Below are 23,180 nucleotides of genomic sequence, written 5' to 3' on the forward strand. Positions count from 1 at the left end.
TAAGCTAGAATTAGTTCTGGTTTTAAAATAAAAGAGCGTTATAAATTTTTAAAATAAGAAGCTTATTAATTAAGAAATCTATTTTTAAAATAAAAATATATTTAAATTAGAAATAAGTATTTAATTAATTTGCTAAGTTCTTAGTATTTATTTGTCTCCTTATCAATTTATTTAATATCTATAGTTCTTAACCGGGAATATGATTTTTTTGATAAGACTCATTTGGCGACTGTAAAATCTGGCTCCCCGCGGCAACACTATGTGTAAGCCAGACATTACCCCCAATAATGGAACCTCGGCCAATGGTGATACGGCCTAAAATAGTGGCACCTGCGTAGATCACGACGTCATCTTCAACAATCGGATGGCGTGTATAGTCTTTTTTCAAAGCGCCATCATCATTGGTTTCAAAGCGTTTAGCGCCAAGTGTCACTGCTTGATAAATACGAACACGTTCCCCAATAACACTAGTTTCACCAATCACAACACCTGTACCATGATCGATGAAAAATCCTTTACCGATTTGTGCACCGGGATGAATATCAATACCGGTTGCAGAATGCGCCAACTCGGAAATAATGCGAGACAATAAAGGCACTTGAGCATAGAGCTGATGTGCAATACGGTGGTAAATAATCGCAAATATGCCCGGATAGCAAAGTAATACCTCATCCACACTATGCGCTGCCGGATCACCTTCATAAGCGGCACGCACATCGCCATCTAAAAGACGTCTTATAGAAGGCAAAGTGTTGGCAAAATCCTGCACAATATTTTGAGCAAGTTCGTCTGGCTGTTGGACTGTGTTCGAATGACTCAAATGACGTTTTGCTTCATAGTTTAAAGCCAGTTGTACTTGAGCATGTAAGGCTGTCAGTACCCGATTTAAAGTATAGGCAATATAAGAATCTTCAGTTTCTTGACGTAAGTCAGCAGGGCCTAAACGCATTGGAAATAAAATTCCGCACAGGTCATCTAAAATGGCTTTTAAAGCTTCTTTAGATGGAAGTTCACGGCCCCCAAATTCTTTGGTCCTGTGTTGCTGCTGACGCCAGTCATGCCTTGCTTGTTGTAAACCTTGTACAACAGCATTAATGTTCCATTGAGTCACAAGCTTTCCTTGATTCACTGAAAATTTATTGAAGTTTTAGTCTTGTTGCCAAGGGAGGTGATGAATACGCCAACCATTTTTTTGATTACGTTGCTGCTGATCATCTAAGTCGCCTTCAAAGCCTTCAAGAACGTTATAAATGTGCTCAAAACCTGCATTAAATGCGGCTTCGGCTGCTTGAGCTGAACGGTTGCCACTACGACATAACAAAAGAATGGTTTTGTCTTTGCCAACTTTTGATTCAAGTTCTTTTAAAAAGCGTGGATTACGGTTAAATGATGTGCCTGTTGCCCAAGCCACATGAATACTTTCAGGCACATATCCTACAAATTTACGTTCTTCATTGGTGCGTACGTCAACTAAAACAGCCTCTCCATTTTGTATAAGCTGCCATGCATCAGTGGGAGATAAACTGCCACTAAAATTCAGTTCATGGTCTTGTGCGTATTGCTGTGCTTTAGCAAGAATATCTTCGGCTGAAAAGGATGTATTTGAACCATTTGAGATAAAACTTTGCGGAGCTTCTGTATTTAATTTAGCGTTCATTGAATATATCCTTATCTTCGATTCAGATTGTTAAGGTTCAATTTACGCGGTTTTAAATATAAGCAGAAATAATGAATATCTATTTATATATCTATTTTTAATAAAATGGATTTGAATGATTTTGGGAATGAATTTTTAAAATTGTTGAATATTATTATATTGTTTTAATCTATAGTTATTATAAATTTTAAATTCATTATTTTAATAAAAAGCCCGCTAAGAGGGCGGGCAAAATATTTTAAAGGACAATTAAACTTTATCTTGCGTTTTGGTCTCAAAGTCGTTGGCATCATGGCGCTCATGTAACTGCGTTTCTAAATCGCCAAAAGTACGATTGACCATACGACCACGTTGAACCGCAGGGCGCGCTAAAATCGCATCTGCCCAGCGCTGAACATTTTTATATTGGTCGACACCTAAAAACTCCGCGCCGTTATAGACCCAGTTTTTAACCAGACCACCATACCAAGGGAATGCTGCAATATCAGCGATGCTATATTCAGAACCTGCCAAATATTCATGCTTTGCTAGATGCTGATCTAACACATCAAGTAATCGTTTTGTTTCCATGGCAAAGCGATTAATTGCATATTCAATTTTAACCGGTGCGTAGGCATAAAAATGCCCAAAGCCGCCACCTAAGTAAGGCGCGCTGCCCATTTGCCAGAATAACCAATTAAGACATTCAGTACGTGCAGCAATATCAGTCGGAATGAATGCTTTAAACTTTTCAGCCAAGTAAAGCAAAATTGAGCCAGATTCAAACACTCTTAATGGCGGGTTCTGGCTATGGTCAACCAATGCTGGAATTTTAGAGTTTGGATTAGCTTCTACAAAACCACTGCCAAATTGCTGTCCTTCACCAATTTTAATGAGCCAAGCATCATATTCAGCATCTTGATGACCCAATGCTAAAAGCTCTTCCAGCATAATGGTGACTTTCTGTCCATTAGGAGTTGCTAAAGAATAGAGCTGGAGCGGGTGTTTCCCGACAGGAAGCGTATGTTCGTAACGCGCACCTGAAGTAGGTTGGTTTAAATCGGTTTTTTCTCCAGTCCATTGCCAAACTTTTGGAGGAATATAATTTGAATCACTCATTTTTTTATCTCATGTTTGGTTGAAATATAAGGGCTTAGTTATGTCTTAAGGCAAGCCATTTTTGTACTGTTGGGCGTTGCCACTGTTGTAATGCATAATTTTTTAGGCGCTCTGGCACAGCATCACCATTTTGAATAAGGCGTTGTAACATCAGCGCGAGTTCAGCATCTACAATGCTCCATGAACCAAAAAGAAATTCGGCATGAGGCGCTAGAAGTTTTTCTGCAACAAAGAAAAGTTTCTCGGCTGCTTTTTGACCTTCTTCTGAAAGTGGAGTGGACTTGGGCTGAATAAAAATAACATCGGTTGGACGTTCAGTTCTTAAAGCCACTAAATCTGATCTGAGCCATGCCTGAATTTGTCTTGCTCTTGCCCGTGCTTGAATATCTTTTGGATAAATAGCTGTGTCTGGATAGAGGTCTTCAAGATACTCCAAAATGGCAGATGATTCTGATAACGCAAAATCGTTATGTTCGAGTACAGGCACTTTGGCAGTTAATGACTTTGCTACATAAGATTTTTCAAACTGGCCTTGCTGGTCTAAGTTGATGGTCGCAATTTCAAATGGAATTTGTTTTTCATGTAGCCCTACAAAAACTGTAAACGCGTAGGGGCTTAGAAATTGTGAATCTGTGTACAGCTTAAAATATTCATTATTCATTGTTATTGTCCATGTCATAAAACAATTGGATCTAGTCTAAGTGAGCTGATCCAAGATTGGGTAGCTTTTTTGTGGAAAAGCTTTATCAGTTTTTGAATTAAGCCATTTCAGTGTTCAACGTTAGGGCTTAATGTGCTGAAAATGCTGACGAACAATACTAAGCCACGCCTGTACTGCTGGTGAGACAGGAAGATTTTTTTTCCAAGCCATCACTAAGTGCCACTGAATATTTGGTTTTTCGAGTGGTACCGCTGCAAATAAATTAGGGTCAAGCATGTCGGTATAATATTGTGGCAAGAGCGCAATTCCCATGCGTTGTAGCACCATATCTGCCAAGAGGTGCCATTGGCTGGTCCGGCAAGCAATGGTTGGGTAAAAACCATGCTGCTTACAGGCATCGAGAATAATACTGTTTAAAGAGAAATTTTCAGGAAACATTAAAAATGATTGGTGTTGTAGCTCTTCTAGATTTATTTTTTTGCGGATTGCCCAAGTGGCATCCCGACGTAAAAGAACCATTAAAGGGTAGTTACATAGCTCAATGCTATTAAAGATTTGCTCATCAAAAGGCTGTAATAAAACGCCAACGTCCAACTCATTGTTAAGCAAAGCTTGCTCAATACCGCGTGAACCAACCTCCATAAAAGCCAATTCAATATCTGGTAATTGCTGATGATAATCAAACAGGGCAGTCGTCAGAAGCTGCGAACCTAAAGGCGGAACGCCAAGTTTTAAAGTTCCTGTTTTTAATTGTTGGTAGTTTTCAATTTCAAGAAAGATGTTCTGTTCTGCCTGAAGAAGCTCGACCGCATGTTGATAAATGCGTTCTCCAATTTCAGTTAATTCAATTTGTCTTTTTCGTCCATGATCGGGTTTAACTAAAAGTTGGACCTGAAGCTGTTCTTCAAGCTGCTGTAATATTTTACTAATAGTAGGTTGAGTCAGATACAACTCTTCAGCAGCACGGGTAAAGCTTTTAGCTTTGACTAGAGTAACAAAGCACTGTAATGATTTTAGAGAGAGCATAATAAAGAATAAATTATTCCATTTTAGAATAATATTAACATGAATAATTCATATTAAGCAGCTTTAACCAAGCTAGCATAATGGTGTAGTTAACCATTTAATTTCGCAAAATGAGTACTGAATCTGCTTCTGGAACACCCACACAACCTTCATTTTTAGCATTAGTTAAACAAATTTTGATTTTGGCTGGTTTTTGGTGGGTCGGATATCTTTTACATCAAAAACTAGGTGTACCTGTGTCCGCAGGTATTTTAGGTATGTTTTTATTACTTCTATGCCTGTTCTTTAAAATTATCAAAATGGATCAGGTAGCAATGGGAGCAACCGTTGTTTTAGGTGAACTGTTGCTGTTTTTCATACCTGTTGTGGTCGCCGTCGTTCAATATAAAACCTTGTTTATGACCGAAGGCTGGCAAATTGTCTTGAGCATTGCGGTTGGGACCATTTCGGTCATGCTCAGTACGTGCCTGACTATTCACTATTACAATCGTTTGAAAGCTTATTTACAGGCTAGAAAACGTCTTCAACATAAGCATATCTAAAGAGCAAACGACATGAATATTTGGTCAATTCTTTGTCTGATCTGGACTTTGGCAGCCTATGTTGTGGCAAAGAAAATCTATCAGAAAAATCCAAAACTTTGGTTATCGCCTGCGATTAGTGTGCCTGTACTCACCATTATTTTGATGACGATTTTTGGAATTTCATATCAAACTTATGCTGAAGATACGCAGTGGATTGTTAATTTATTAGGGCCTGCAACAGTTGCGTTTGCTGTGCCGATTTATCGTTATCGGGAAACGATTCGTAAAAACCTCGGTGTTCTTTCAATTGCGATTATTGTGGGGATGAGTGTAGGTGTGATGTCTGCCTATGAAATGGCACAGTGGTTTCATTTTAGCCCTGAAGTCACCAACAGTTTAATGGCACGTTCTATTTCAACCCCGTTTGCTATGATTTTAGCGGAAGATATTCACGGTTCAGCAGCGTTGGTTTCATTATTTACTGTCATTACGGGCTTGGTCGGTATGATTTGCGGCGATGCGATTTTAGCGATGACTAAAATCCGTTCTAATGTGGCAAATGGGGCAGCCTTTGGCAATGCAGCCCATGGTTTTGGTACAGTCAGAGCACAGCAGCGCAATAGCGAAGAAGGTGTAATTGCCAGTTTAACCATGGTAATCGCAGGGATTTTAATGGTGCTGATTGGACCATTTGCCATTCATCTATGGTTACTGTTGTAAGCTTGGTTTAAGTTGGCTTGTCATGTTGTTGAATAATCTTTGATAGTTTTTTGACGGCTTGTTGCAGAAGTTCTGGTTCAAAGTCGCTTAATCCAATAATTAAACCCGAACGTTGCTGTTCTTTTGAAAATGTCGGTGAAATTGCTTTAATGGCGATGCCTTCATTGACCGCTATGCTTGCAACTTCAACGTCATTAATGTGATCAGCAAGCCATAACACCATATGCATGCCTTGATCACCGGGTTGTAACCAAGCAAGCTCTTGAGGTATGTATTTTTCAATCATGCAAATAATGTGTTCTCTAACTTCTGCATACACATTGCGGATCCGTCGAATATGCCGCTCTAAATAGCCTTCTTGAATAAAAGCAGCTAAAACGTGTTGGTCAGCAGCAGGCGGATGTCGATCAATTAATACCCTGAGTCCACAAAAGGGTGCTACCAGTTCTTTAGGCAGCACTGCATAGCCCAGCCTCAGGGAGGGAAAAAGTACTTTGCTAAAAGTACCCAGATAAATCACTTGATCGGGCGCCATGCCTTGTAAAGATGGGAAGGGCTGACCGTTATAACGAAGTTCACTGTCATAGTCATCTTCAATAATCCATGCATTTTGCTGTTTTGCCCAAGCCAATAAAGCCGTACGTCTTGCTAGGCTCATGGGCATACCGAGTGGATATTGATGAGAAGGCGTCACAAATGCTGCAAGCGCATGTTTAGAAAGTTTAATTCCAGCTTCAACATCAATACCTTCTTCATCGACAGGAACACGCACCATCCGAATGTTTTGTACAGCATGTTCGAAAATCGCCGTGGTGCCCCGATATGCTGGATCTTCTATCCAGACTTCATCTTTCGCTTCAAATAAAATCTGACTACATATATAGAGCGCCTGTTGAATGCCGGGTGTAATCACAATTTGTTCAGGTTCGCAGTGGACGGAACGTGATCGGCGTACATAGTCAGCTATGGCAATTCTTAGTGATAACACACCTTGAGGCTCACCATATCCCGAAGGAATCCCTGCACCTCGTGATCTGAATTTATTGCCGAACTTACGCCAGACATCACTCGGTCTGGTTCGTCCAACGGGGACAGATACAGCAAATGGAACATGTGGGAGTGGTTTAAATTCTTCAAGCACTTTGGCATAAGAAAATGCAGATTTAGTCAAAGGTATTGAACTAGATGGGGTTTCTTTTTGAGCATGTTGCGGCGTCGTTTTTTTAGCTAAAGCGTGAGACACATAGGTGCCAGTTCGTGCTTGAGAATCAAAAACACCTTCTGCTAAAAGCTGATCATAAGCTTCAATAATGGTTCCGCGAGCGACCCCAAGTGTTTGAGCCAGTTCACGGGAAGAAGGCAATGGGTCTCCCGGTTGTAAATCGCCACTTTGTACAGCTTCGCGTAAAGCGTGTATTAGCTGAGCTGTAATCTTTCCTTGGTTTTTATCAATCTTTGCAATAGACGGAAGTTCAACAACTTTTGCCATTCTAGCCATAATTCTGGTCTACTTAAAAAAATACAAAGTGGTACTTTTTAATAATCCACATAAACCAGAAAATTTACAACACAAAATATAAATAATCCTGATATTTACAGCGAGGTTTTTAGCCATGTATATCCCTGATGATTTTGCAGAAAACCGTTTGGATGTATTGCATTCTCTTATTTCAGAATATCCATTTGGAGTACTTTTTACTCATGGAAGTAATGGATTAGATGCAAATCATCTTCCATTTGAATTGCAGGCAAATGAAGGGAACTTGGGTGTACTACATGCGCACGTGTCTCGAAATAATTCTGTTTGGCAGGACATTAAAAATGGAGATGAGGTACTTGTCGTGTTTCAAGCTGGCGATGCTTATATTTCACCAAACTGGTACCCATCCAAACATGAACAGCACAGACAAGTGCCGACATGGAACTATAGGGTTGTGCATGCTTATGGCAAAGTCAGCATTCGGGATGATGAACGTTACGTTCGTGGTGTGGTGGCTCGCTTAACCCGCACCCATGAAGCTTCTCAACCTGAACCCTGGAAAATGTCCGATGCACCAAAAGACTATCTTGAACCGATGTTAAAGGCGATTGTCGGTATCGAAATTGAAATTACCAAACTGCAAGGAAAATCAAAACTTGGGCAAAACAAAGAACGCCGAGACATTTTAGGCGCGGCAGATGGCCTATCGAAATCTGGTCATCAAACTATAGCGAATGCAATGTACAGTGTGGCTGAGTTAAATAAATAATTTTGAAAATATAAAAGCTTAATATCAATTGAGGAGATAAAGATGTCTTTGACTACACCTGTTGAGTTATTGGGTGAACACGTTATTTTAAAGCCGCTAGATGTAACTCAAGCTGAAGCGCTCAAAGAGGCCGTTTGCGATGGGGAACTCTATAATCTTTGGTATACCCGTGTGCCAAGACCTGAACAGATGACTGCGGAAATTGAAAGACGTCTTGGTTTGCAAAAATCTGGTTCTATGCTGCCATTTTATATTGAAGACCGAAAAACGGGGCGAGCGCTGGGCATGACAACTTTAATGCATATTGAAGAAGCCCATCGCCGTGTAGAAATTGGTTCGACATGGTATCGAAAGTCTGCACAACGTACGCCTGTAAATACTGAATGTAAAAAATTATTGTTGGCTCATGCATTTGAGACTTTAGACTGCATTGCAGTTGAGTTACGTACATCTTCTTTAAACGTTCAAAGCCAAGCTGCAATTGCTCGTTTAGGAGCAAAGCTGGATGGTGTGCTCAGAAGCCATCAAATTGTGAAAGATGATATTTTACGCGACACCCATGTTTATAGCATTTTAAAACATGAGTGGCCTGCGGTTCGCCAAAATCTGGAATGGCTATTGAGCAAACCGCGTTAAAAAGATTTAAACAAACTGCTTTTCTCTTTTTTGGCTTAGCCAGAAGAGAGAAACTGCGGCAATCACCAGCCATGGTATTAAAGCCATATTCATTGCTTTCCAGCCAAATAAATCGAGTAAAGCACCTGCACTAAATGAACAAATTAATCCGACAATAAAAACAGTCATGTCGTTAATGGCTTGGGCCTTGGCTTTTTCAGCCGCTGTATACGTTCCGGTAAGTAAAGAAGTGCTGCCAATAAATAAAAAGTTCCATCCCACACCTAATAAAATGAGTGAAATTGCAAAAGATGCGAACTGAATACCCGAGAGGGAAAAACCAATATAGCAAGCAAATAATATAAGACCTGCAAACATGATTTTAAGCACACCAAATCGAGCGATTAAATGTCCAGTAAAGAATGAGGGTAGGAACATACCAAGCACATGCAATTGAATGACTGTCGTAATTGACCCAAGTTCATGATGCGAATGCCGCATGGCAATGGGTGTTGCGGTCATACCTAAAATCATGATGCCGTAGCCTGTGACTGCACCAAACAGAGCAACTAAATAGGTCGGTTGAAAGACAATCTGTTGCCATGGGCGACCAGCAGTAAAGTCAGACTTTTGCTCAACTGTATTGGCAATATATAGGCTAGATAAAATGCCCATTGCCACAAGTGAAATGATACTAATAATTAAAAATGAACCGATATATTCTAAATGCTGGAACAAAGGTCCACCAAAGCGCGCCAAAGTCGGGCCAATCAGTGCTGCAACAATTCCACCTGCCATAACCCAAGAAATGGCACGTGAACGGAACGCATCATCTGCTACTTCACTGGCAGCAAAACGATAAAACTGGGCAAAGGATTGATATGCGCCAACACATAACGTGCCTAAGGCTAAGAGAGTAAGCGAATTATAAAAGATACCAATGGCGGCAATAATACCGCCAATTACACCTAAAAAAGCGCCGAAAAGAAAACCCTTACGCCGTCCCACATGTGCCATCAACATTGAGGCAGGGAACATCATCAAGGCCGTACCCAAAAACATAGATGCGATGGGTAGCGTTGCAAGTGTGGGGGTATTTGCAATATTGGCACCAGCTAGACCACCAATGGTCATGACAATGATCGAGACAGTTTGGAAAAGTGACTGAGAGCTCGCCAAAATGAGAACTTGGCGATGCATCGTATTTTGAAACATAAGAGCCTTTAATTATATTTGTTAATCGATGAATCTGGATGTTTCCGGTTTTTTTATATGGGGAAGTTTCAACAGCTCAACTCGAAAATATTGAGGTGTTTTTGGCGGTAGGTATAACAATATTTCTTTGGCATAAACTATTTTTTATCAAGTAATTGCAGCTGAATAATCACACTTAAGATTCTATCATCTGACAGTTTGATACAAAACAGTTGAAGCCCCAATTTTTCTAAATAAGTCTATTTATTTAAGACATTTAATATGTCTATTCTCTCAAATCTTTTTCAGCCATCTTAAAATAAATCATTAACCTGAAGTTAATAACAGCTCATCTAGGTTGATTGATCGAAAGTCCATAAAGCGTTTTTATAGATTCAGAACAAAACTGCGATCTATAGGTAAACACATGGAAGGCTCAGTTCAGAATAAAGAACGATTATGGACAAAGCGGCGTCATGCCAAACAACTAAAACTAGAGATGGCAAACCAATATACCGATGGTGTGGTTATTCCAACTCAGGACATTATTAAAGTTTTAGAAACACTGATTACGCCGGGTGATAGAGTTGTACTCGAAGGGAATAACCAAAAACAGGCAGATTTTTTATCGCGCTCTTTGGCACAAACCAATCCAGATGTTTTGCACGATTTACATATGATCATGCCGAGCGTTGGGCGTTCGGAACATCTTGATCTATTTGAAAAAGGTATCGCGCGTAAGCTCGATTTTTCTTTTGCTGGCCCGCAAAGTTTACGTATTAGTCAGTTAATTGAAGATGGGCTGTTAGAAATTGGTGCGATTCATACCTATATCGAACTCTATTCACGTTTGGTGGTCGACCTCATTCCAAATGTGGTGCTTTCAGCGGGCTTTATGGCAGACCGTCAAGGCAATATCTATACAGGTCCAAGTACCGAAGATTCTCCAGCACTTATTGAACCTGCGGCTTTTAGTGACGGTATCGTGATTGTTCAGGTCAATGAACTGGTTGATGACGTCTCAGATTTACCACGGGTCGATATTCCTGCTTCTTGGGTGGATTATGTGGTGGTTGCAGATCAGCCATTTTATATTGAACCATTATTTACTCGAGACCCGAAACACATCAAACCTGTGCATGTACTCATGGCGATGATGGCAATTCGCGGAATTTATGAAAAACATAATGTGCAATCGTTAAACCATGGTATTGGTTTTAACACTGCGGCAATTGAATTGATTTTACCGACCTATGGTGAATCTTTAGGTTTAAAAGGAAAAATCTGCCGAAACTGGACACTAAATCCGCATCCAACATTAATTCCAGCGATTGAAACAGGTTGGGTTGAAAGCGTGCATTGTTTTGGTACCGAACTCGGTATGGAAAAATATGTTGCAGCTCGTCCCGATGTGTTCTTTACAGGTCGTGATGGTGCTTTACGTTCCAACCGTATGATGTGTCAGCTCGCGGGTCAGTACGCCGTTGACCTATTTATCGGTGCAACTTTGCAAGTTGATGGCATGGGCCATTCTTCGACTGTCACCAAAGGTCGTTTAGCTGGTTTTGGTGGAGCACCAAATATGGGGCATGATCCACGTGGACGTCGTCACGATACACCTGCATGGTTAGATATGCGTTTGCAAGGTGCCAATGAAACCGAAACTTATTTGGCACGTGGTAAAAAGTTAGTTGTTCAAATGGTGGAAACCTTCCAAGAGGGTGGCAAGCCAACTTTTGTAGAATGTCTTGATGCGGTTGAAGTGGCTAAAACCGCAGGTTTGCCTTTAGCACCGATCATGATTTATGGCGATGATGTGACCCATTTACTCACCGAAGAAGGCATTGCTTATCTATATAAAGCAAGCAGCCAAGAAGAGCGCCAAGCCATGATCGCTGCGGTGGCAGGTGTGACCAGTATTGGTTTAACTCAAGACCCTAAAACAACAGCACGTTTAAGAAGCGAAGGCTTGGTGGTATTCCCTGAAGATTTAGGTATTCGCCGCACCGATGCAACACGTGAGCTTTTAGCTGCAAAAAATATTGCCGACTTGGTGACATGGTCAGATGGTTTATATCAACCCCCTGCAAAATTTAGGAGTTGGTAATGATGGCACAAATTCAATATCAAACGCTCAGCGATAGTCAGCTTTTGGCAGACATGGCGGTCGAGGCTTTGATTGATGAGGTTAATCTGACGCCTAAACCAGCTTTGGTAGATCGCCGTGGCAGTGGTGCACATGATGACCTGACTTTGGAATTAATGGAGCGCTCTGCGAAAAGTTTAGGGCCTATGTTTGATGCGATGGCGCAAGCTGCAAAGCATCATGGAAAAGTCTGTTTAGCTTTGCGTGAAGACATTGGAGAAATTGGTCGCCAAGGTGAAAAGACTATGATGTTGGCAACAGATGGTGTCAACACACATCGTGGTGCAATTTGGGCATTGGGTTTAATGGTTACGGCAGCAGCATTGGCGCGCAGTAATCAACAATATTTATCGGCTGTTGAACTATGTCAGTTAGCAGGCCAGATTGCTCAGCTTGAAGATTGCTTTATTCCAAAGCAGGCTTTGAGTCATGGTCAGCAAGTCCAAAAGAAATTAGGCATCTTCGGTGCAAAAGAACAGGCTCAACAAGGTTTTCCAACCATCGTAAATTTTGGTTTAAAGCAGCTTTACCAAAGTCGTAGTAAACCAATGAAAGAAGAGTTCGCTCGCTTAGATGCCTTACTTGCGATGATGACTGATCTGACCGATACCTGTGTGCTTTATCGCTCTGGAACATCTGGTTTAAAGCGTATGCAACAAGGTGCTCAGCAAGTACTTGATTTGGGCGGCAGCTCAAGCTTGGAAGGTCGACGTGCTTTGCATCTTTTAGAGATTGACCTGCTTAGGATGAAAGCTTCTGCTGGTGGTGTCGCAGATTTGTTAGCAGCAACCTTGTTTATAGATCGTGCTCAGCAGTCATCTGTGAAAAATAAAAAGGGATTTTGATTATGGAAACACTTCATTTTGAATTTTTGGCCACAGAGCCACCTGCAAAAAGAGCACTAGTAGGATGTGTAGGCTCGGGTGATTTGGAAATTTTGATGGAACCCGGCGAAACAGGAAAAGCTTCTATTCAGGTAGTGACTTCGGTAGATGGCAGTGCAGCACGTTGGCACAATCTTTTTGAACGGATTTTTACTGCTCAAATACCGCCAGCGGTCAACATTGATATTCATGACTTTGGTGCAACTCCCGGTGTCGTTCGCTTACGTCTAGAACAAGCATTGGAGGAGATTGCTCATGACTGATATTCAGAGTTTGTTAAATAAACAAGATTTTATTGAGCTGAGTGCAAGAGAACGCGCCAAAGCGCTATTAGATGAAGGAACTTTTCGAGAGTTACTCGACCCATTTTCACGTGTTATGTCGCCTTGGCTCGTTAAGCAAAATATCGTGCCACAAGCCGATGATGGTGTAGTGATTGCAAAAGGATCGATTCAAGAACACCCAGTGGTTTTAATTTCTATTGAAGGCTTATTTCAAGGTGGAAGTTTAGGTGAGGTAGGCGGTGCCAAAATTGCGGGTGCCTTAGAACTTGCGATTGAAGATAATCTAAAAGGTATTCCAACAGCGGCAATTTTACTGTTGGAAACGGGCGGTGTTCGCTTACAAGAAGCAAATTTAGGTTTGGCTGCAATTGCTGAGATTCAGGCTGCAATTGTGAACTTACGTCAGTATCAACCTGTGATTGCAGTAGTCGCAGGTAGTGTAGGGTGTTTCGGCGGTATGTCAATTGCAGCTGGACTATGTAGCTATATTGTAATGACACAAGAAGGACGTTTAGGCTTAAATGGCCCGCAAGTGATTGAACAAGAAGCTGGTGTACAAGAATATAACGCCAAAGATCGTCCATTTATATGGAGTATTACTGGTGGTAATCAGCGTTTTGCTAGTGGTTTGGCAGATGCTTATGTTGACGATGAACGCCAGAAAATTCGTGAGCAAGTCATCGATTATTTAACTCAAGGTATGCCTCAGCAGCATCGTAGTTCAAACTACTCATTCTATTTAGCGAAGCTACAACAAGTCGATACTGCTGAGCAGATTACCCCAGCACAAGTTCAAGTTTTGTATCAAGGAGAGCAAGCATGAATATCGCCGTTGATACATTAAAAGCATCTACTCGTGGTGCACATTGGTTTAAAGCACTCACGCAAGGCTTTAAGACAGTTGAAGGTTTTCCAGCTTCGGTTTGGGTGGCTGATGGCCAGATTGATCAGCAAGAAGTACGTGTGATTGCCGTTGTCCAAGACAGTAATAATCTGTTCCCACGGTCAAGACAAGGTGAAGTTGGACTGCTAGAAGGCTGGAGTTTAGCAAAAGCAGTTGATGAAGTGATTCAGGCCGATGCACATGCTGAAACTAAACGCGGTATTTTATGTCTGGTTGATGTTCCAAGTCAGGCCTATGGGCGCCGTGAAGAATTATTGGGTATTCATCAAGCTTTAGCGAGTGCAGTAGATAGCTATGCTAGAGCCAGATTAGCAGGTCATCCTATTGTCAGTTTATTGGTTGGTAAGTCGATGTCGGGTGCTTTCTTGGCGCATGGATACCAAGCCAATCGTATTATTGCCTTAAAAGATTCAGGTGTTATGGTGCATGCAATGGGTAAGGAATCTGCTGCACGCGTTACCTTGCGGTCGGTTGATGAGTTAGAGCAATTGGCATCAAGCATTCCGCCAATGGCTTATGACATTGAAAGTTATGCAACTCTAGGTTTGTTATCTGAACTGTTATCTGTCGAAAACCCTGAGCAACCGACAACCGATGATCTTTTGTCAGCGAAGCAGGTGATCGCTCAAGCGTTTAAAGAAATTAATGCTGATCAATCTAGAGGGTTGGAACAAAGACTTCACGGCCAAAACCGTCAAATGTCTAAAAAAGTCCGTGAATTATTGCGTGAGCAATGGTCATGAAACTTAAGCTCGAAGCCCATGATTTGTTGTGGGGCATGACGGTCGATTGCTTGGCCGATGATGCTCCGCATTGGGTGAGAGTGGTATTGCAACGAGGTGATCCTGTTGTGGTTCGACGTGCAATTACTCCTGTAGATCAGGTGGCTGTGGGTGTAAGAGGGCAATTTCGTCATCAACGTTATGCAGCTCAAATGCCACAGTCTGCAATTAGCAAACAGCTTAAACCCGAAGCATTGACTCATGTAGATATAGATACGCAGCAGTTTGAGCACTTGGCAGAACGTTTACAGAGCATTTCTAACATTATGAAAAACTTTTCCGGATGTTGGGGATATACAGGAAGTTTCGGCTTTGAGTTGGCAACGGGCATTAGAACAGTAACCGAGCAAAGTGACATAGATTTATTGATTCGAGCTGAACAACCTTTTGCCAAAAAGCAGGCAATTGAGCTACTCGAAAATTTTCAGCAAGCAGGGCTCAATGTGGATATACAGCTGCAACTACCACAAGGTGGTTTGGCTTTAAAAGAATGGGCTGGGAACAGTGGAAAAGTTCTATTAAAACGTCCTGACGGTGCTGTTTTAGTAGAAAACCCATGGAATTAGGGAATAGATATCATGGCTTCAATTTGGGTATATCCGGGACAAGGTGTGCAACGAAGCAATATGTTGCACGACTTACCTCCAACCGCACTGGTTAAAGAATACCTTGAGCGTGCATCGGATGCACTCAAAGAAGATGTCTTGATGTTAGATAGTCCGGCTGCATTGCAATCGACACGTGCAGTACAGCTTTGTTTGCTGATTTCAGGCGTGGTGAGTTCAGCCTTATTAACAGCGGAAAACTTAACACCAGATTATGTAGCAGGTTTATCAATTGGTGCATGGTCGGCTGCGGTTGTAGCAGGAGTTTTAGCCTTTAAGGATGCCGTTCGTTTAGTTGCCTATCGAGGTGAACTTATGCAAAACGCCTATCCAACTGGCTATGGTATGACTGCTCTGATTGGTACAGACCGTGCAGCTGTTGAAACATGGATCAAACAGATTTATGAAATAGCGCCAGAGGTGTTTGTCGCAAATATTAATGCACATAACCAGATCGTTATTTCAGGAAGTTTTAAAGCTATGAACCAAGTTGCTGTTTTGGCAAGGCAACAAGGCGTGGTGGCAAAAAAATTAGATGTATCGGTGCCATCGCACTGTGAATTATTAAGTCAGCAAGCAAAACAACTTGCAGCGTCTATGGAGGGAGTGACTTTAAAGCAGCCTAAAATACGTTATTTAAGTGGTACAACGGCTCGTACGCTTAGCAGACCAGAACTGATTGGTGATGACTTGGCTTTTAATATGAGTCGAACTGTAGATTGGGAAAGTACCATCCAAGCTGCATGGGAGCGAGGTGTGAGGTTACAGATCGAAGCTTTGCCGGGAACGGTGCTTACTACACTTGCACGCCGAACATTTAAAGAAGGAACCGTGTTGTCACTTCAAGGCACACGCATAGACACTATTCAGATGGCAATGCAAAAAGAACAGCAGAGTTATTGATCTTTTTGATTCTGATTTACAAAAGCATAAATGATCCAAGGATATGAGGGATTGTCATGATTATATATGGAGTTGGTTTACTCGCACTTTGCACCTTGGTAGGTGTGATTGTTGGCGATCTGTTGGGCGTTTTATTGGGTGTAAAATCCAACGTTGGTGGCGTGGGTATCGCCATGATTTTACTCATTTGCATACGGTTATGGATGGAAAAACGTGGTGTTATGACAGTTGAAACCGAAAAAGGCGTTTCATTCTGGGGCACCATGTACATTCCTGTTGTTGTTGCTATGGCTGCACAACAAAATGTGGTTACAGCATTATCTAGTGGACATATGGCACTTTTTGCGGCGGTAGTTTCAGTTATCGTTTGTACACTCACCATTGCGGGCTTAAGCCGCTACAACAAAGCAAGCCCTTTACCGAAGGAAGAAGACACCACATTAAACCGCATTGGAGGCAAAGTTCATGGTTGAATTATTATTAAAAGACTTAACCCATTTAGGTTTAATTACAGCTTTCGCCTTAATTGCTTTAATTATGTGGTTGTCGACCAAGCTATCTAAATATTTAACCAATGGACGAGTGCATGCTTCAGCAATTGCGATTGTAATTGGTTTAATCTTGGCATGGTTTGGCGGAAAAATGACAGGCGGTGAAAAAGGGATTACCGATCTTGCACTCTTTACCGGTGTCGGGCTTATGGGCGGTGCAATGCTTCGTGACTTTACCATTGTCGCAACTGCATTTGAGGTACAGGCGACTGAGGCGAAAAAAGCCGGATTTATTGGCGCCTTCTCTTTATTTCTCGGAACCATTTTGCCATTTATTGTCGGTTGTATGTTTGCATGGATTTTTGGCTATCGTGACGCGGTGAGTATTACCACAATTGGTGCGGGTGCAGTGACCTACATTGTGGGACCAGTTACGGGTGCTGCTATTGGAGCAAGTTCTGAGGTCATGGCGCTTTCAATTGCAACGGGGCTGGTGAAAGCAATTTGTGTAATGGTTTCAACACCGCTTACAGCAAAATTTATGGGATTAGACAATCCACGTTCTGCCATGATCTTTGGTGGTTTGGCTGGAACAGTAAGTGGTGTATCAGCTGGTTTAGCAGCAACAGACCGACGTTTAGTGCCTTACGGTGCGCTTACAGCAACGTTCCATACAGGTCTTGGCTGCTTAATGGGGCCGACTGTTTTGTTCTTTGCGGTTAAAGCTTTGGTAGGCTGATACGTATTTTAGTGCTCAAACAAAAGGGCTGTTGTTAACTAATACAACGGCCCTTATTTTTATCTTTTAAAATTAGAGGCAAACATTCGACATTCAGCAATCAGAGCAAGTAAGTTTGGATCGCGCTCTTTACTCTTTAGAAAGACCAAGCCAATTTCTTGTTGCATATGATATTGCTGTTTTAGTGGAATAAGTTTTACTGAACTTTCATAAACTGCAGAAATACGGCCGGGTAGTAGAGCAAAACCGACACCTGAGCTGACCATACTAATTAAGGTAAAAATATCATTGACCTGTAAAGCAACTTTTGGTGAAAAACCTGCTTTTTTAAAAATAATGTCGCTGTCGTTATGAGTTGCAAAACCCTTAGTTAAAGTTAAAAAAGTTTCTTCTTTTAAAAGGCTTAAATCAATATCTTTAAAATCGGCATATTTTGAATCTTTATTGACGGCCAAAAAAATGTCATCTGAAAACATCGGCAAAATTTCAAAGTCATCATCTTGAGTGGTTTCATTTAAAGCCACGATAATCGCATCCAGCTCCGTGGCTTTCAGCTTTTTCACTAAGTCCTGATTTGAGCTGAGTAATAGTTGAATATCAAGCTCACTACGTCTGAGTTTGAGACCACTAATCACATTTGGAATCGTATTTACCGTCAAAGAATAAAGAGACCCTAAATGTAAAACCTTGGCTGCAAAGCCAGCGGCTTCTCTGGTTTTATTTACGGTAATAAAAATGTCTTGTACGATTTTTTGTGCACGTTCTTCAAATACATAAGCACTTTTTAAAGGAATGAGATTGCGTCCTTCATTTTTAAAAAGAGGACAACGTAAAGCACTTTCTAAGGAATGCAGAGCTTTATGAACACTGACATTACTCAACTGCATTTCTGTGGCTGTTTTAGACAAGTTACCGCAGCGCATAAAAGCTAAAAAAATCTGTATTTTTTTAAGGGTGAGTTCTTCATCAATTTCCATATTAATCCTTTGAACCTGTTTCCCTTAAAAATATAGATTTGAACTATAAAGTTAACACAAAATAAAGACTATAAAATTGTGCTTAGGTCGAAGCATTTCTTTAGAGACTTGCTTCAACTCTTTGTTGAATGGTTTTGATAACCTGATCTAATGCATTTTGAATTTTAGTGTTCCATTCAAAAGAACAGTTAATTCTCAAATAATGCTGCTGTGCAGGTAAAACACTAAACAAAGGGCTTGGCGCAACGCCAATATCTTGCTGAATCAACGCTTCATAAACTTGCATACTGTCTAGCGTACTAGGAAGTTTGACCCATAGAAAATAGCCACTTGGGTAGTAATACACTTCGCAAGAGCTCGGTAAATGCTGCTTTAAGTAGTGATAAAACTGCTTTTTATAACGTTCAAGGGAAAGCCTAAGTGTACGCAAGTGCTTTTCATAATGATGATGAGACAAAAACTCAACCAATGCATTTTGAATGAGTGCATTTACTGAAATGGTACTCATGAGCTGTAAGTGTTGAATATGGTCCGAAAATTTACCTGCATAGACCCAACCGACCCGAAAACCTGCACCTAAAGTTTTAGAAAAAGAAGAGCAGTGCAGTACCAGATTTTGCTGGTCAAAATACTTCATTGAAAGTGGTTTTTGGCCGCCATAAAAAAGCTCTTCATAGACATCATCTTCAATCAAATAAATTTGGTGTTCGTGAAGTAACTTGGCAATTTTATATTTAATGTCATCGCTAACGGTAAAACCAATTGGGTTATGGCTATTTAGCATGAGCCAACACACCTTGATAGGATAGGTTTGAATAACCTGTTCAAAAGCCTCTAGATCAAAACCATGTTGCGGATGTTCAGGAATCGTAATGACTTTTAGGCCTAAACGTTCTGCTGCCTGCCAAGCGCCATAAAATACGTTTTGTTGTAATAAAATATAATCGCCCGGCTGAGCAACTGCTTGCAAAGAAAGGTTCAGTGCATCTAATCCACCAGATGTAATGACAATGTCATCGGGGTCGGTCTGTATGCCTTGCATACAGTAGCGCTGAGCAATCAGTTTTCTTAACGCTAAATTACCCGGAGGTAGGCTTGTGGTTTGATCGTAGCTTTGTCTTTGACGCGCAAGCTGTCCCATAATTTGGATGAGTTTGGGTGCTGTTAAAAGCTGACTGTCTGGAAAAGCTGAGCCAAAAGGTATGACAGATTCATGTTGAATCGATTTGAGATATTTAAAAACTAAAGAATTAATTTCAATTTTAGAGTTAAGTGAAACAACCGAATACTGTTCTAAAGGTTTAAGAGCAATTTGCTCGGCAACGAAATAACCCGATTTTTCTTTTGAATAAATGAGCCCTTGAGATTCAAGTTCTTGGTAAGCATTCATTACAGTCATTAAACTAAAGCCAGAGCGTTGTACCTGATCTCTTAATGAAGGTAGTTTTTCATGCGCATTTAAAGTGCCGCTCTCAATGAGTTGGCGAATACTATGGGCAAGTTGTTCTGATTTATACATGTATTGGCTGCCAAAAATGACAAAATAAAAGAAGCGCTTACTCAATAATAAATGCCGTTTGCAGAATCTACAAACGGCATTTGTTTAGAACGATAGATTTACTTTAAGTACGGGGCGGCATAAATCAATATCACTTTAAACAATCCTGCAATCACAGCTAAGGCTAAAAAACCGCCCAGCCATAACAGAATAAACCATTGAGTTTGATTAAGTTTAACGGATGACTTTTTCATAAAACCCTCCATACTTAATGATAACCTTCATCACCTACACGAACTTTGTCTCTAAATACCCAATAAGACACAATGGTGTAAGCAATAATGATCGGGATTAAAATAAGAGCGCCGACTAAAGCAAACATCTGGCTTGAGTGAGGTGCCGCGGCCTGCCAAATAGTCACTGATGGCGGAATAATATAGGGCCATAAACTAATGACGAAGCCTGTAAATGCAAGGAAAACCAGCGCCAATGTATACGCAAATGGTTTGAGGTCATGATCTTGCTTCTTACAAGCTGATAAAATCAGACCAACAAATAATAAGACCAAAATAGGAACTGGGCTAAAATAGTAAAGGTTTGGTAAAGAGAACCAGCGATCTGCAATTTCAGGATGAGTTAACGGCGTATATAAACTCACGCCACCAAAAATAATGAGCAGTGCAATAATGAGCTTTGGCATAAGCTCATACATGCGTTGCTGCAAGCCTTTTTCAGTTTTTAAAATGAGCCAGCCACATCCTAAAGTTGCATACATCGCAACTACACCAATACCTGTAAAGATGGTAAACGGTGTTAACCAGTCCAGAGAGCCACCTGCATAAATACCATTTTCAGTTTTAATCCCTTGAATATAAGCACCTAAAATAATCCCTTGTAGGAAGCTGGTTAAAACTGAACCCCAAATAAAAGCCAAGTCCCAAAGATGCTTGGTACGATGAGCTTTAAAACGGAATTCAAAAGCAACGCCACGGAAAATTAGGGCAATCACCATGAAAATAATCGGTAAATATAACGCTGATAAAACCGTTGAATAGACCAGTGGAAATGCTGCATATAGACCCGCACCACCGAGTACCATCCATGTTTCATTACCATCCCAGACAGGGGCGACGGTATTCATCATTACATCACGTTCTTGGCTGTTCTTAATGAATGGGAACATAATCCCGATCCCTAAGTCGAAGCCATCCATGACCACGTAAATCATCACACCTAAACCGATAATACCGACCCATATTAAAGAAAGATCAATCATGACGGTTCTCCCCAGAGTTTTGTTTGCTGTCAATATTTTCATCGACTGCACTAAGTGGACGCATTGGTGTTTTAAAGTGCCCAACGCCACCAGATTCAATATTTGGCGTATCGATAAATACAGGGCCTTTATTAATCAGTTTTAAGGTGTAGTAAATACCGCTACCAAAAACGATGGTATACACCACTACAAAAATAAAGAGACTCAGGCCGACTTGTTCTGCGGAAACCGTATGCGATAGACCGTCTTTAGTTCGCATAATGCCATATACCACCCACGGTTGACGGCCTACTTCGGTAGTAATCCAACCAGCAAGCATTGCAACATAACCCGCCGGACCCATCATTAAGGCAAATTTATGAAACCATGAGGTTTCATAGAGTTTTCCGCGTTTACGTAGCCAAAGCGCAATGAGTGACAGGGTGACCATAAGTACACCAAGCCCCACCATTACACGGAAACTCCAGAAAATGATGGTGGAATTTGGACGGTCTTCAGGTACGAAATCTTTTAAACCCGTGACTTGTCCATCTAAGCTATGCGTTAAAATTAAACTACCTAAATAAGGAACACCCACTTCAAAGTGGTTACGTTCCTCTTTCATATCTGGAATTGCAAATAGCAATAGTGGCATAGGCTCATTATGATTGGTTTCCCAGTGGCCCTCCATTGCAGCAATTTTGGCAGGTTGATGTTCACGAGTATTTAACCCGTGGTTATCGCCAATCACTACTTGTAAACATGAAGTCACAAGCACCATCCAAAGACCCATCGAAAATGATTTTTTCACCAATTCATCACGGCGGCCTTTTACTAAATGCCATGCAGAGGTTCCGACCACCAATAATGATGAAACCAAGAAGGCAGCCGCACCCATGTGGGCAAAGCGGTAAGGGAAGGATGGGTTAAAGACAATTGCAAACCAGTCTTTTGGTACAATAATACCGTTTTCGATTGCAAAGCCTTGAGGGGTCTGCATCCAGCTATTAGAAGATAAAATCCAGAACATGGAAATACATGTTCCGATGGCAACCATAAGTGTTGCGAAGAAATGGGCGCGAGGACCAACACGTCCCCAACCAAATAACATAATGCCTAAGAAACCAGCTTCTAAGAAGAAGGCACTCAAGACTTCATAGGTGAGTAGAGGTCCCGTAATACTACCGGCGACACGTGAAAATTCACTCCAGTTCGTACCGAACTGATAACTCATGACCACGCCCGAAACCACACCCATACCAAAGGCAACGGCAAAGATCTTAATCCAGTATTTAAATAGATCTTTATAAATCGGGTTTTGGGTTCTTAACCACTTCCACTCTAACACTGCTAAAAAGCAGGCAAGACCGATAGAAGTAGCCGGAAAAATAATATGGAAGGATACTGTAAAAGCAAATTGTATTCGCGCTAATTCTAGAGCGGTTAGACCGAGGCTCATATACTTTCCCCCTGTGAACTAGCTGATGATGGTTAAAAGAGTTAAATACTTATTTTCAGGCAACAAAGTATTCTGAGGATTAAACTTACTTCTGCGATAAATGTTCTTAGCAAGTAAAATGCCAACAGGGTAAAGCAATATAATTGCTTGATATTTCAAGAGAATAGACTGATTGATTGTTCTCAATCTGTTAACAAAGTTTATGCTTGATGTTGCATTTGTAAAAATGCATGTTGCATTGAAACATTGATGAAATATCTGACGATGCACCATAGATTGCTTCATGAAAACTACCTACCTTAAGAAGTTTTCTTAATCATGCACTCGCAAGTTTTGTATATGTAGATACAGAAATTTTTTATAAAACTATAACAGCTTGGCGCAATTGTGAGGTGTGCTATAGTTTTTTTTCAATTATCTGTAGCTATATATCCATTCACCTAAAGTCCAAAATAAATGAACAAGATTTACGAATGGCCAAAATCATCGTTATAAGCAACATCAATGCG

General features: G+C 41.0%; 25 protein-coding genes. 13 read left to right on the forward strand and 12 right to left on the reverse strand.

What is annotated here, in order from left to right; all coding sequences use genetic code 11:
• Positions 1–187: 187 nt before the first annotated feature.
• The 5 genes from epsC to OD757_RS08395 form a co-directional block, all read right to left on the reverse strand.
• Positions 188–1,129: a serine O-acetyltransferase EpsC gene (gene epsC, locus OD757_RS08375; RefSeq protein ID WP_263031549.1), complete on the reverse strand. Its 942-nt coding sequence runs from the start codon at positions 1,127–1,129 to the stop codon at positions 188–190.
• Between the two features lie 18 nt (positions 1,130–1,147).
• Positions 1,148–1,657: a rhodanese-like domain-containing protein gene (locus OD757_RS08380; RefSeq protein WP_263031550.1), complete on the reverse strand. Its 510-nt coding sequence runs from the start codon at positions 1,655–1,657 to the stop codon at positions 1,148–1,150.
• A gap of 249 nt (positions 1,658–1,906) precedes the next feature.
• Entirely contained in the window at positions 1,907–2,755 is an 849-nt protein-coding gene (gene yghU, locus OD757_RS08385; RefSeq protein WP_009388185.1) for a glutathione-dependent disulfide-bond oxidoreductase, read from the reverse strand.
• A 34-nt stretch (positions 2,756–2,789) separates the two neighbouring features.
• Entirely contained in the window at positions 2,790–3,416 is a 627-nt protein-coding gene (gene yfcF / locus OD757_RS08390) for a glutathione transferase (RefSeq protein ID WP_263031551.1), read from the reverse strand.
• Between the two features lie 120 nt (positions 3,417–3,536).
• Entirely contained in the window at positions 3,537–4,442 is a 906-nt protein-coding gene (locus OD757_RS08395) for a LysR family transcriptional regulator (protein WP_263031552.1), read from the reverse strand.
• 110 nt (positions 4,443–4,552) lie between these two features.
• On the opposite strand from OD757_RS08395, the gene OD757_RS08400 reads away from it, so the two are divergent.
• A complete protein-coding gene (locus OD757_RS08400) occupies positions 4,553–4,984 on the forward strand; it encodes a CidA/LrgA family protein (RefSeq protein ID WP_263031553.1) in 432 nt (143 codons plus the stop codon).
• A gap of 12 nt (positions 4,985–4,996) precedes the next feature.
• Positions 4,997–5,686, forward strand: coding sequence for an LrgB family protein (locus OD757_RS08405; protein ID WP_263031554.1), 690 nt, complete (start codon positions 4,997–4,999; stop codon positions 5,684–5,686).
• 7 nt (positions 5,687–5,693) lie between these two features.
• Here OD757_RS08405 and OD757_RS08410 read toward each other — a convergent pair whose 3' ends face one another.
• Positions 5,694–7,184: a PLP-dependent aminotransferase family protein gene (locus OD757_RS08410; RefSeq protein ID WP_263031555.1), complete on the reverse strand. Its 1,491-nt coding sequence runs from the start codon at positions 7,182–7,184 to the stop codon at positions 5,694–5,696.
• 115 nt (positions 7,185–7,299) lie between these two features.
• Between OD757_RS08410 and OD757_RS08415 the strand changes: the two genes are divergently transcribed.
• Both OD757_RS08415 and OD757_RS08420 read left to right on the forward strand, forming a co-directional pair.
• The gene (locus tag OD757_RS08415) at positions 7,300–7,935 is read left to right on the forward strand and encodes an FMN-binding negative transcriptional regulator (protein WP_263031556.1); all 636 of its coding nucleotides are present in this window, start codon (positions 7,300–7,302) and stop codon (positions 7,933–7,935) included.
• A gap of 42 nt (positions 7,936–7,977) precedes the next feature.
• Positions 7,978–8,571 carry a GNAT family N-acetyltransferase gene (locus OD757_RS08420; RefSeq protein ID WP_263031557.1) on the forward strand — a complete coding sequence of 198 codons (594 nt, stop codon included), beginning with the start codon at positions 7,978–7,980 and terminating at the stop codon, positions 8,569–8,571.
• A gap of 6 nt (positions 8,572–8,577) precedes the next feature.
• On the opposite strand, the gene OD757_RS08425 is transcribed toward OD757_RS08420, so the two are convergent.
• Complete coding sequence (locus tag OD757_RS08425) at positions 8,578–9,765, reverse strand: MFS transporter (protein ID WP_263031558.1); 1,188 nt, start codon at positions 9,763–9,765, stop codon at positions 8,578–8,580.
• A 406-nt stretch (positions 9,766–10,171) separates the two neighbouring features.
• Here OD757_RS08425 and mdcA point away from each other — a divergent pair, with 406 nt between their 5' ends.
• Genes mdcA through madM form a run of 9 tightly spaced genes read left to right on the forward strand, consistent with a single transcriptional unit; the run spans position 10,172 to position 17,482 of the window.
• Positions 10,172–11,851: a malonate decarboxylase subunit alpha gene (mdcA, locus tag OD757_RS08430; protein WP_263031559.1), complete on the forward strand. Its 1,680-nt coding sequence runs from the start codon at positions 10,172–10,174 to the stop codon at positions 11,849–11,851.
• Positions 11,851–12,735, forward strand: a complete 885-nt coding sequence (locus OD757_RS08435; protein ID WP_263031560.1) for a triphosphoribosyl-dephospho-CoA synthase — start codon at positions 11,851–11,853, stop codon at positions 12,733–12,735. Before mdcA ends, OD757_RS08435 begins: the two co-directional genes overlap by 1 nt.
• A 2-nt stretch (positions 12,736–12,737) precedes the next feature.
• On the forward strand, positions 12,738–13,037 hold the full coding sequence (locus OD757_RS08440) for a malonate decarboxylase subunit delta (RefSeq protein WP_263031561.1): 300 nt from the start codon (positions 12,738–12,740) through the stop codon (positions 13,035–13,037).
• Complete coding sequence (locus OD757_RS08445) at positions 13,030–13,881, forward strand: biotin-independent malonate decarboxylase subunit beta (protein ID WP_263031562.1); 852 nt, start codon at positions 13,030–13,032, stop codon at positions 13,879–13,881. Before OD757_RS08440 ends, OD757_RS08445 begins: the two co-directional genes overlap by 8 nt.
• Complete coding sequence (mdcE, locus tag OD757_RS08450) at positions 13,878–14,705, forward strand: biotin-independent malonate decarboxylase subunit gamma (RefSeq protein WP_263031563.1); 828 nt, start codon at positions 13,878–13,880, stop codon at positions 14,703–14,705. Before OD757_RS08445 ends, mdcE begins: the two co-directional genes overlap by 4 nt.
• Positions 14,696–15,310: a malonate decarboxylase holo-ACP synthase gene (locus OD757_RS08455; protein WP_263031564.1), complete on the forward strand. Its 615-nt coding sequence runs from the start codon at positions 14,696–14,698 to the stop codon at positions 15,308–15,310. The genes mdcE and OD757_RS08455 overlap by 10 nt, the downstream gene beginning before the upstream one ends.
• A 12-nt stretch (positions 15,311–15,322) precedes the next feature.
• Positions 15,323–16,252, forward strand: coding sequence for a malonate decarboxylase subunit epsilon (gene mdcH / locus OD757_RS08460; protein ID WP_263031565.1), 930 nt, complete (start codon positions 15,323–15,325; stop codon positions 16,250–16,252).
• Positions 16,253–16,308: 56 nt separating this feature from the next.
• On the forward strand, positions 16,309–16,725 hold the full coding sequence (gene madL / locus OD757_RS08465) for a malonate transporter subunit MadL (protein WP_005132242.1): 417 nt from the start codon (positions 16,309–16,311) through the stop codon (positions 16,723–16,725).
• The gene (gene madM, locus OD757_RS08470; RefSeq protein WP_009388184.1) at positions 16,718–17,482 is read left to right on the forward strand and encodes a malonate transporter subunit MadM; all 765 of its coding nucleotides are present in this window, start codon (positions 16,718–16,720) and stop codon (positions 17,480–17,482) included. Before madL ends, madM begins: the two co-directional genes overlap by 8 nt.
• Before the next feature lie 59 nt (positions 17,483–17,541).
• Here madM and OD757_RS08475 read toward each other — a convergent pair whose 3' ends face one another.
• From OD757_RS08475 to OD757_RS08495, 5 genes are all read right to left on the reverse strand, one after another.
• Positions 17,542–18,459: a LysR family transcriptional regulator gene (locus OD757_RS08475; RefSeq protein WP_002114202.1), complete on the reverse strand. Its 918-nt coding sequence runs from the start codon at positions 18,457–18,459 to the stop codon at positions 17,542–17,544.
• 100 nt (positions 18,460–18,559) lie between these two features.
• Positions 18,560–19,978, reverse strand: a complete 1,419-nt coding sequence (locus OD757_RS08480) for a PLP-dependent aminotransferase family protein (protein WP_263031566.1) — start codon at positions 19,976–19,978, stop codon at positions 18,560–18,562.
• Between the two features lie 98 nt (positions 19,979–20,076).
• Positions 20,077–20,211 (reverse strand): hypothetical protein, encoded by a 135-nt coding sequence (locus OD757_RS08485; RefSeq protein ID WP_000749813.1) that lies wholly within the window; start codon positions 20,209–20,211, stop codon positions 20,077–20,079.
• Positions 20,212–20,225: 14 nt separating this feature from the next.
• On the reverse strand, positions 20,226–21,233 hold the full coding sequence (gene cydB / locus OD757_RS08490) for a cytochrome d ubiquinol oxidase subunit II (RefSeq protein ID WP_009388297.1): 1,008 nt from the start codon (positions 21,231–21,233) through the stop codon (positions 20,226–20,228).
• Positions 21,226–22,671, reverse strand: a complete 1,446-nt coding sequence (locus tag OD757_RS08495) for a cytochrome ubiquinol oxidase subunit I (RefSeq protein ID WP_263031567.1) — start codon at positions 22,669–22,671, stop codon at positions 21,226–21,228. The genes cydB and OD757_RS08495 overlap by 8 nt, the downstream gene beginning before the upstream one ends.
• Between the last annotated feature and the right edge of the window lie 509 nt (positions 22,672–23,180).

Source organism: Acinetobacter sp. AYS6, from assembly GCF_025630795.1.
Classification (GTDB): Bacteria; Pseudomonadota; Gammaproteobacteria; order Pseudomonadales; family Moraxellaceae; genus Acinetobacter.

Bases quoted from the DNA above. Each gene is read 5' to 3' on its own strand.
- OD757_RS08380 (WP_263031550.1), bottom strand. From the start codon at position 1,657: ATGAACGCTAAATTAAATACAGAAGCTCCGCAAAGTTTTATCTCAAAT.
- yghU (WP_009388185.1), bottom strand. From the start codon at position 2,755: ATGAGTGATTCAAATTATATTCCTCCAAAAGTTTGGCAATGGACTGGA.
- yfcF (WP_263031551.1), bottom strand. From the start codon at position 3,416: ATGAATAATGAATATTTTAAGCTGTACACAGATTCACAATTTCTAAGC.
- OD757_RS08395 (WP_263031552.1), bottom strand. From the start codon at position 4,442: ATGCTCTCTCTAAAATCATTACAGTGCTTTGTTACTCTAGTCAAAGCT.
- OD757_RS08400 (WP_263031553.1), top strand. From the start codon at position 4,553: ATGAGTACTGAATCTGCTTCTGGAACACCCACACAACCTTCATTTTTA.
- OD757_RS08405 (WP_263031554.1), top strand. From the start codon at position 4,997: ATGAATATTTGGTCAATTCTTTGTCTGATCTGGACTTTGGCAGCCTAT.
- OD757_RS08410 (WP_263031555.1), bottom strand. From the start codon at position 7,184: ATGGCTAGAATGGCAAAAGTTGTTGAACTTCCGTCTATTGCAAAGATT.
- OD757_RS08415 (WP_263031556.1), top strand. From the start codon at position 7,300: ATGTATATCCCTGATGATTTTGCAGAAAACCGTTTGGATGTATTGCAT.
- OD757_RS08420 (WP_263031557.1), top strand. From the start codon at position 7,978: ATGTCTTTGACTACACCTGTTGAGTTATTGGGTGAACACGTTATTTTA.
- OD757_RS08425 (WP_263031558.1), bottom strand. From the start codon at position 9,765: ATGTTTCAAAATACGATGCATCGCCAAGTTCTCATTTTGGCGAGCTCT.
- mdcA (WP_263031559.1), top strand. From the start codon at position 10,172: ATGGAAGGCTCAGTTCAGAATAAAGAACGATTATGGACAAAGCGGCGT.
- OD757_RS08435 (WP_263031560.1), top strand. From the start codon at position 11,851: ATGATGGCACAAATTCAATATCAAACGCTCAGCGATAGTCAGCTTTTG.
- OD757_RS08440 (WP_263031561.1), top strand. From the start codon at position 12,738: ATGGAAACACTTCATTTTGAATTTTTGGCCACAGAGCCACCTGCAAAA.
- OD757_RS08445 (WP_263031562.1), top strand. From the start codon at position 13,030: ATGACTGATATTCAGAGTTTGTTAAATAAACAAGATTTTATTGAGCTG.
- mdcE (WP_263031563.1), top strand. From the start codon at position 13,878: ATGAATATCGCCGTTGATACATTAAAAGCATCTACTCGTGGTGCACAT.
- OD757_RS08455 (WP_263031564.1), top strand. From the start codon at position 14,696: ATGGTCATGAAACTTAAGCTCGAAGCCCATGATTTGTTGTGGGGCATG.
- mdcH (WP_263031565.1), top strand. From the start codon at position 15,323: ATGGCTTCAATTTGGGTATATCCGGGACAAGGTGTGCAACGAAGCAAT.
- madL (WP_005132242.1), top strand. From the start codon at position 16,309: ATGATTATATATGGAGTTGGTTTACTCGCACTTTGCACCTTGGTAGGT.
- madM (WP_009388184.1), top strand. From the start codon at position 16,718: ATGGTTGAATTATTATTAAAAGACTTAACCCATTTAGGTTTAATTACA.
- OD757_RS08475 (WP_002114202.1), bottom strand. From the start codon at position 18,459: ATGGAAATTGATGAAGAACTCACCCTTAAAAAAATACAGATTTTTTTA.
- OD757_RS08480 (WP_263031566.1), bottom strand. From the start codon at position 19,978: ATGTATAAATCAGAACAACTTGCCCATAGTATTCGCCAACTCATTGAG.
- OD757_RS08485 (WP_000749813.1), bottom strand. From the start codon at position 20,211: ATGAAAAAGTCATCCGTTAAACTTAATCAAACTCAATGGTTTATTCTG.
- cydB (WP_009388297.1), bottom strand. From the start codon at position 21,233: ATGATTGATCTTTCTTTAATATGGGTCGGTATTATCGGTTTAGGTGTG.
- OD757_RS08495 (WP_263031567.1), bottom strand. From the start codon at position 22,671: ATGAGCCTCGGTCTAACCGCTCTAGAATTAGCGCGAATACAATTTGCT.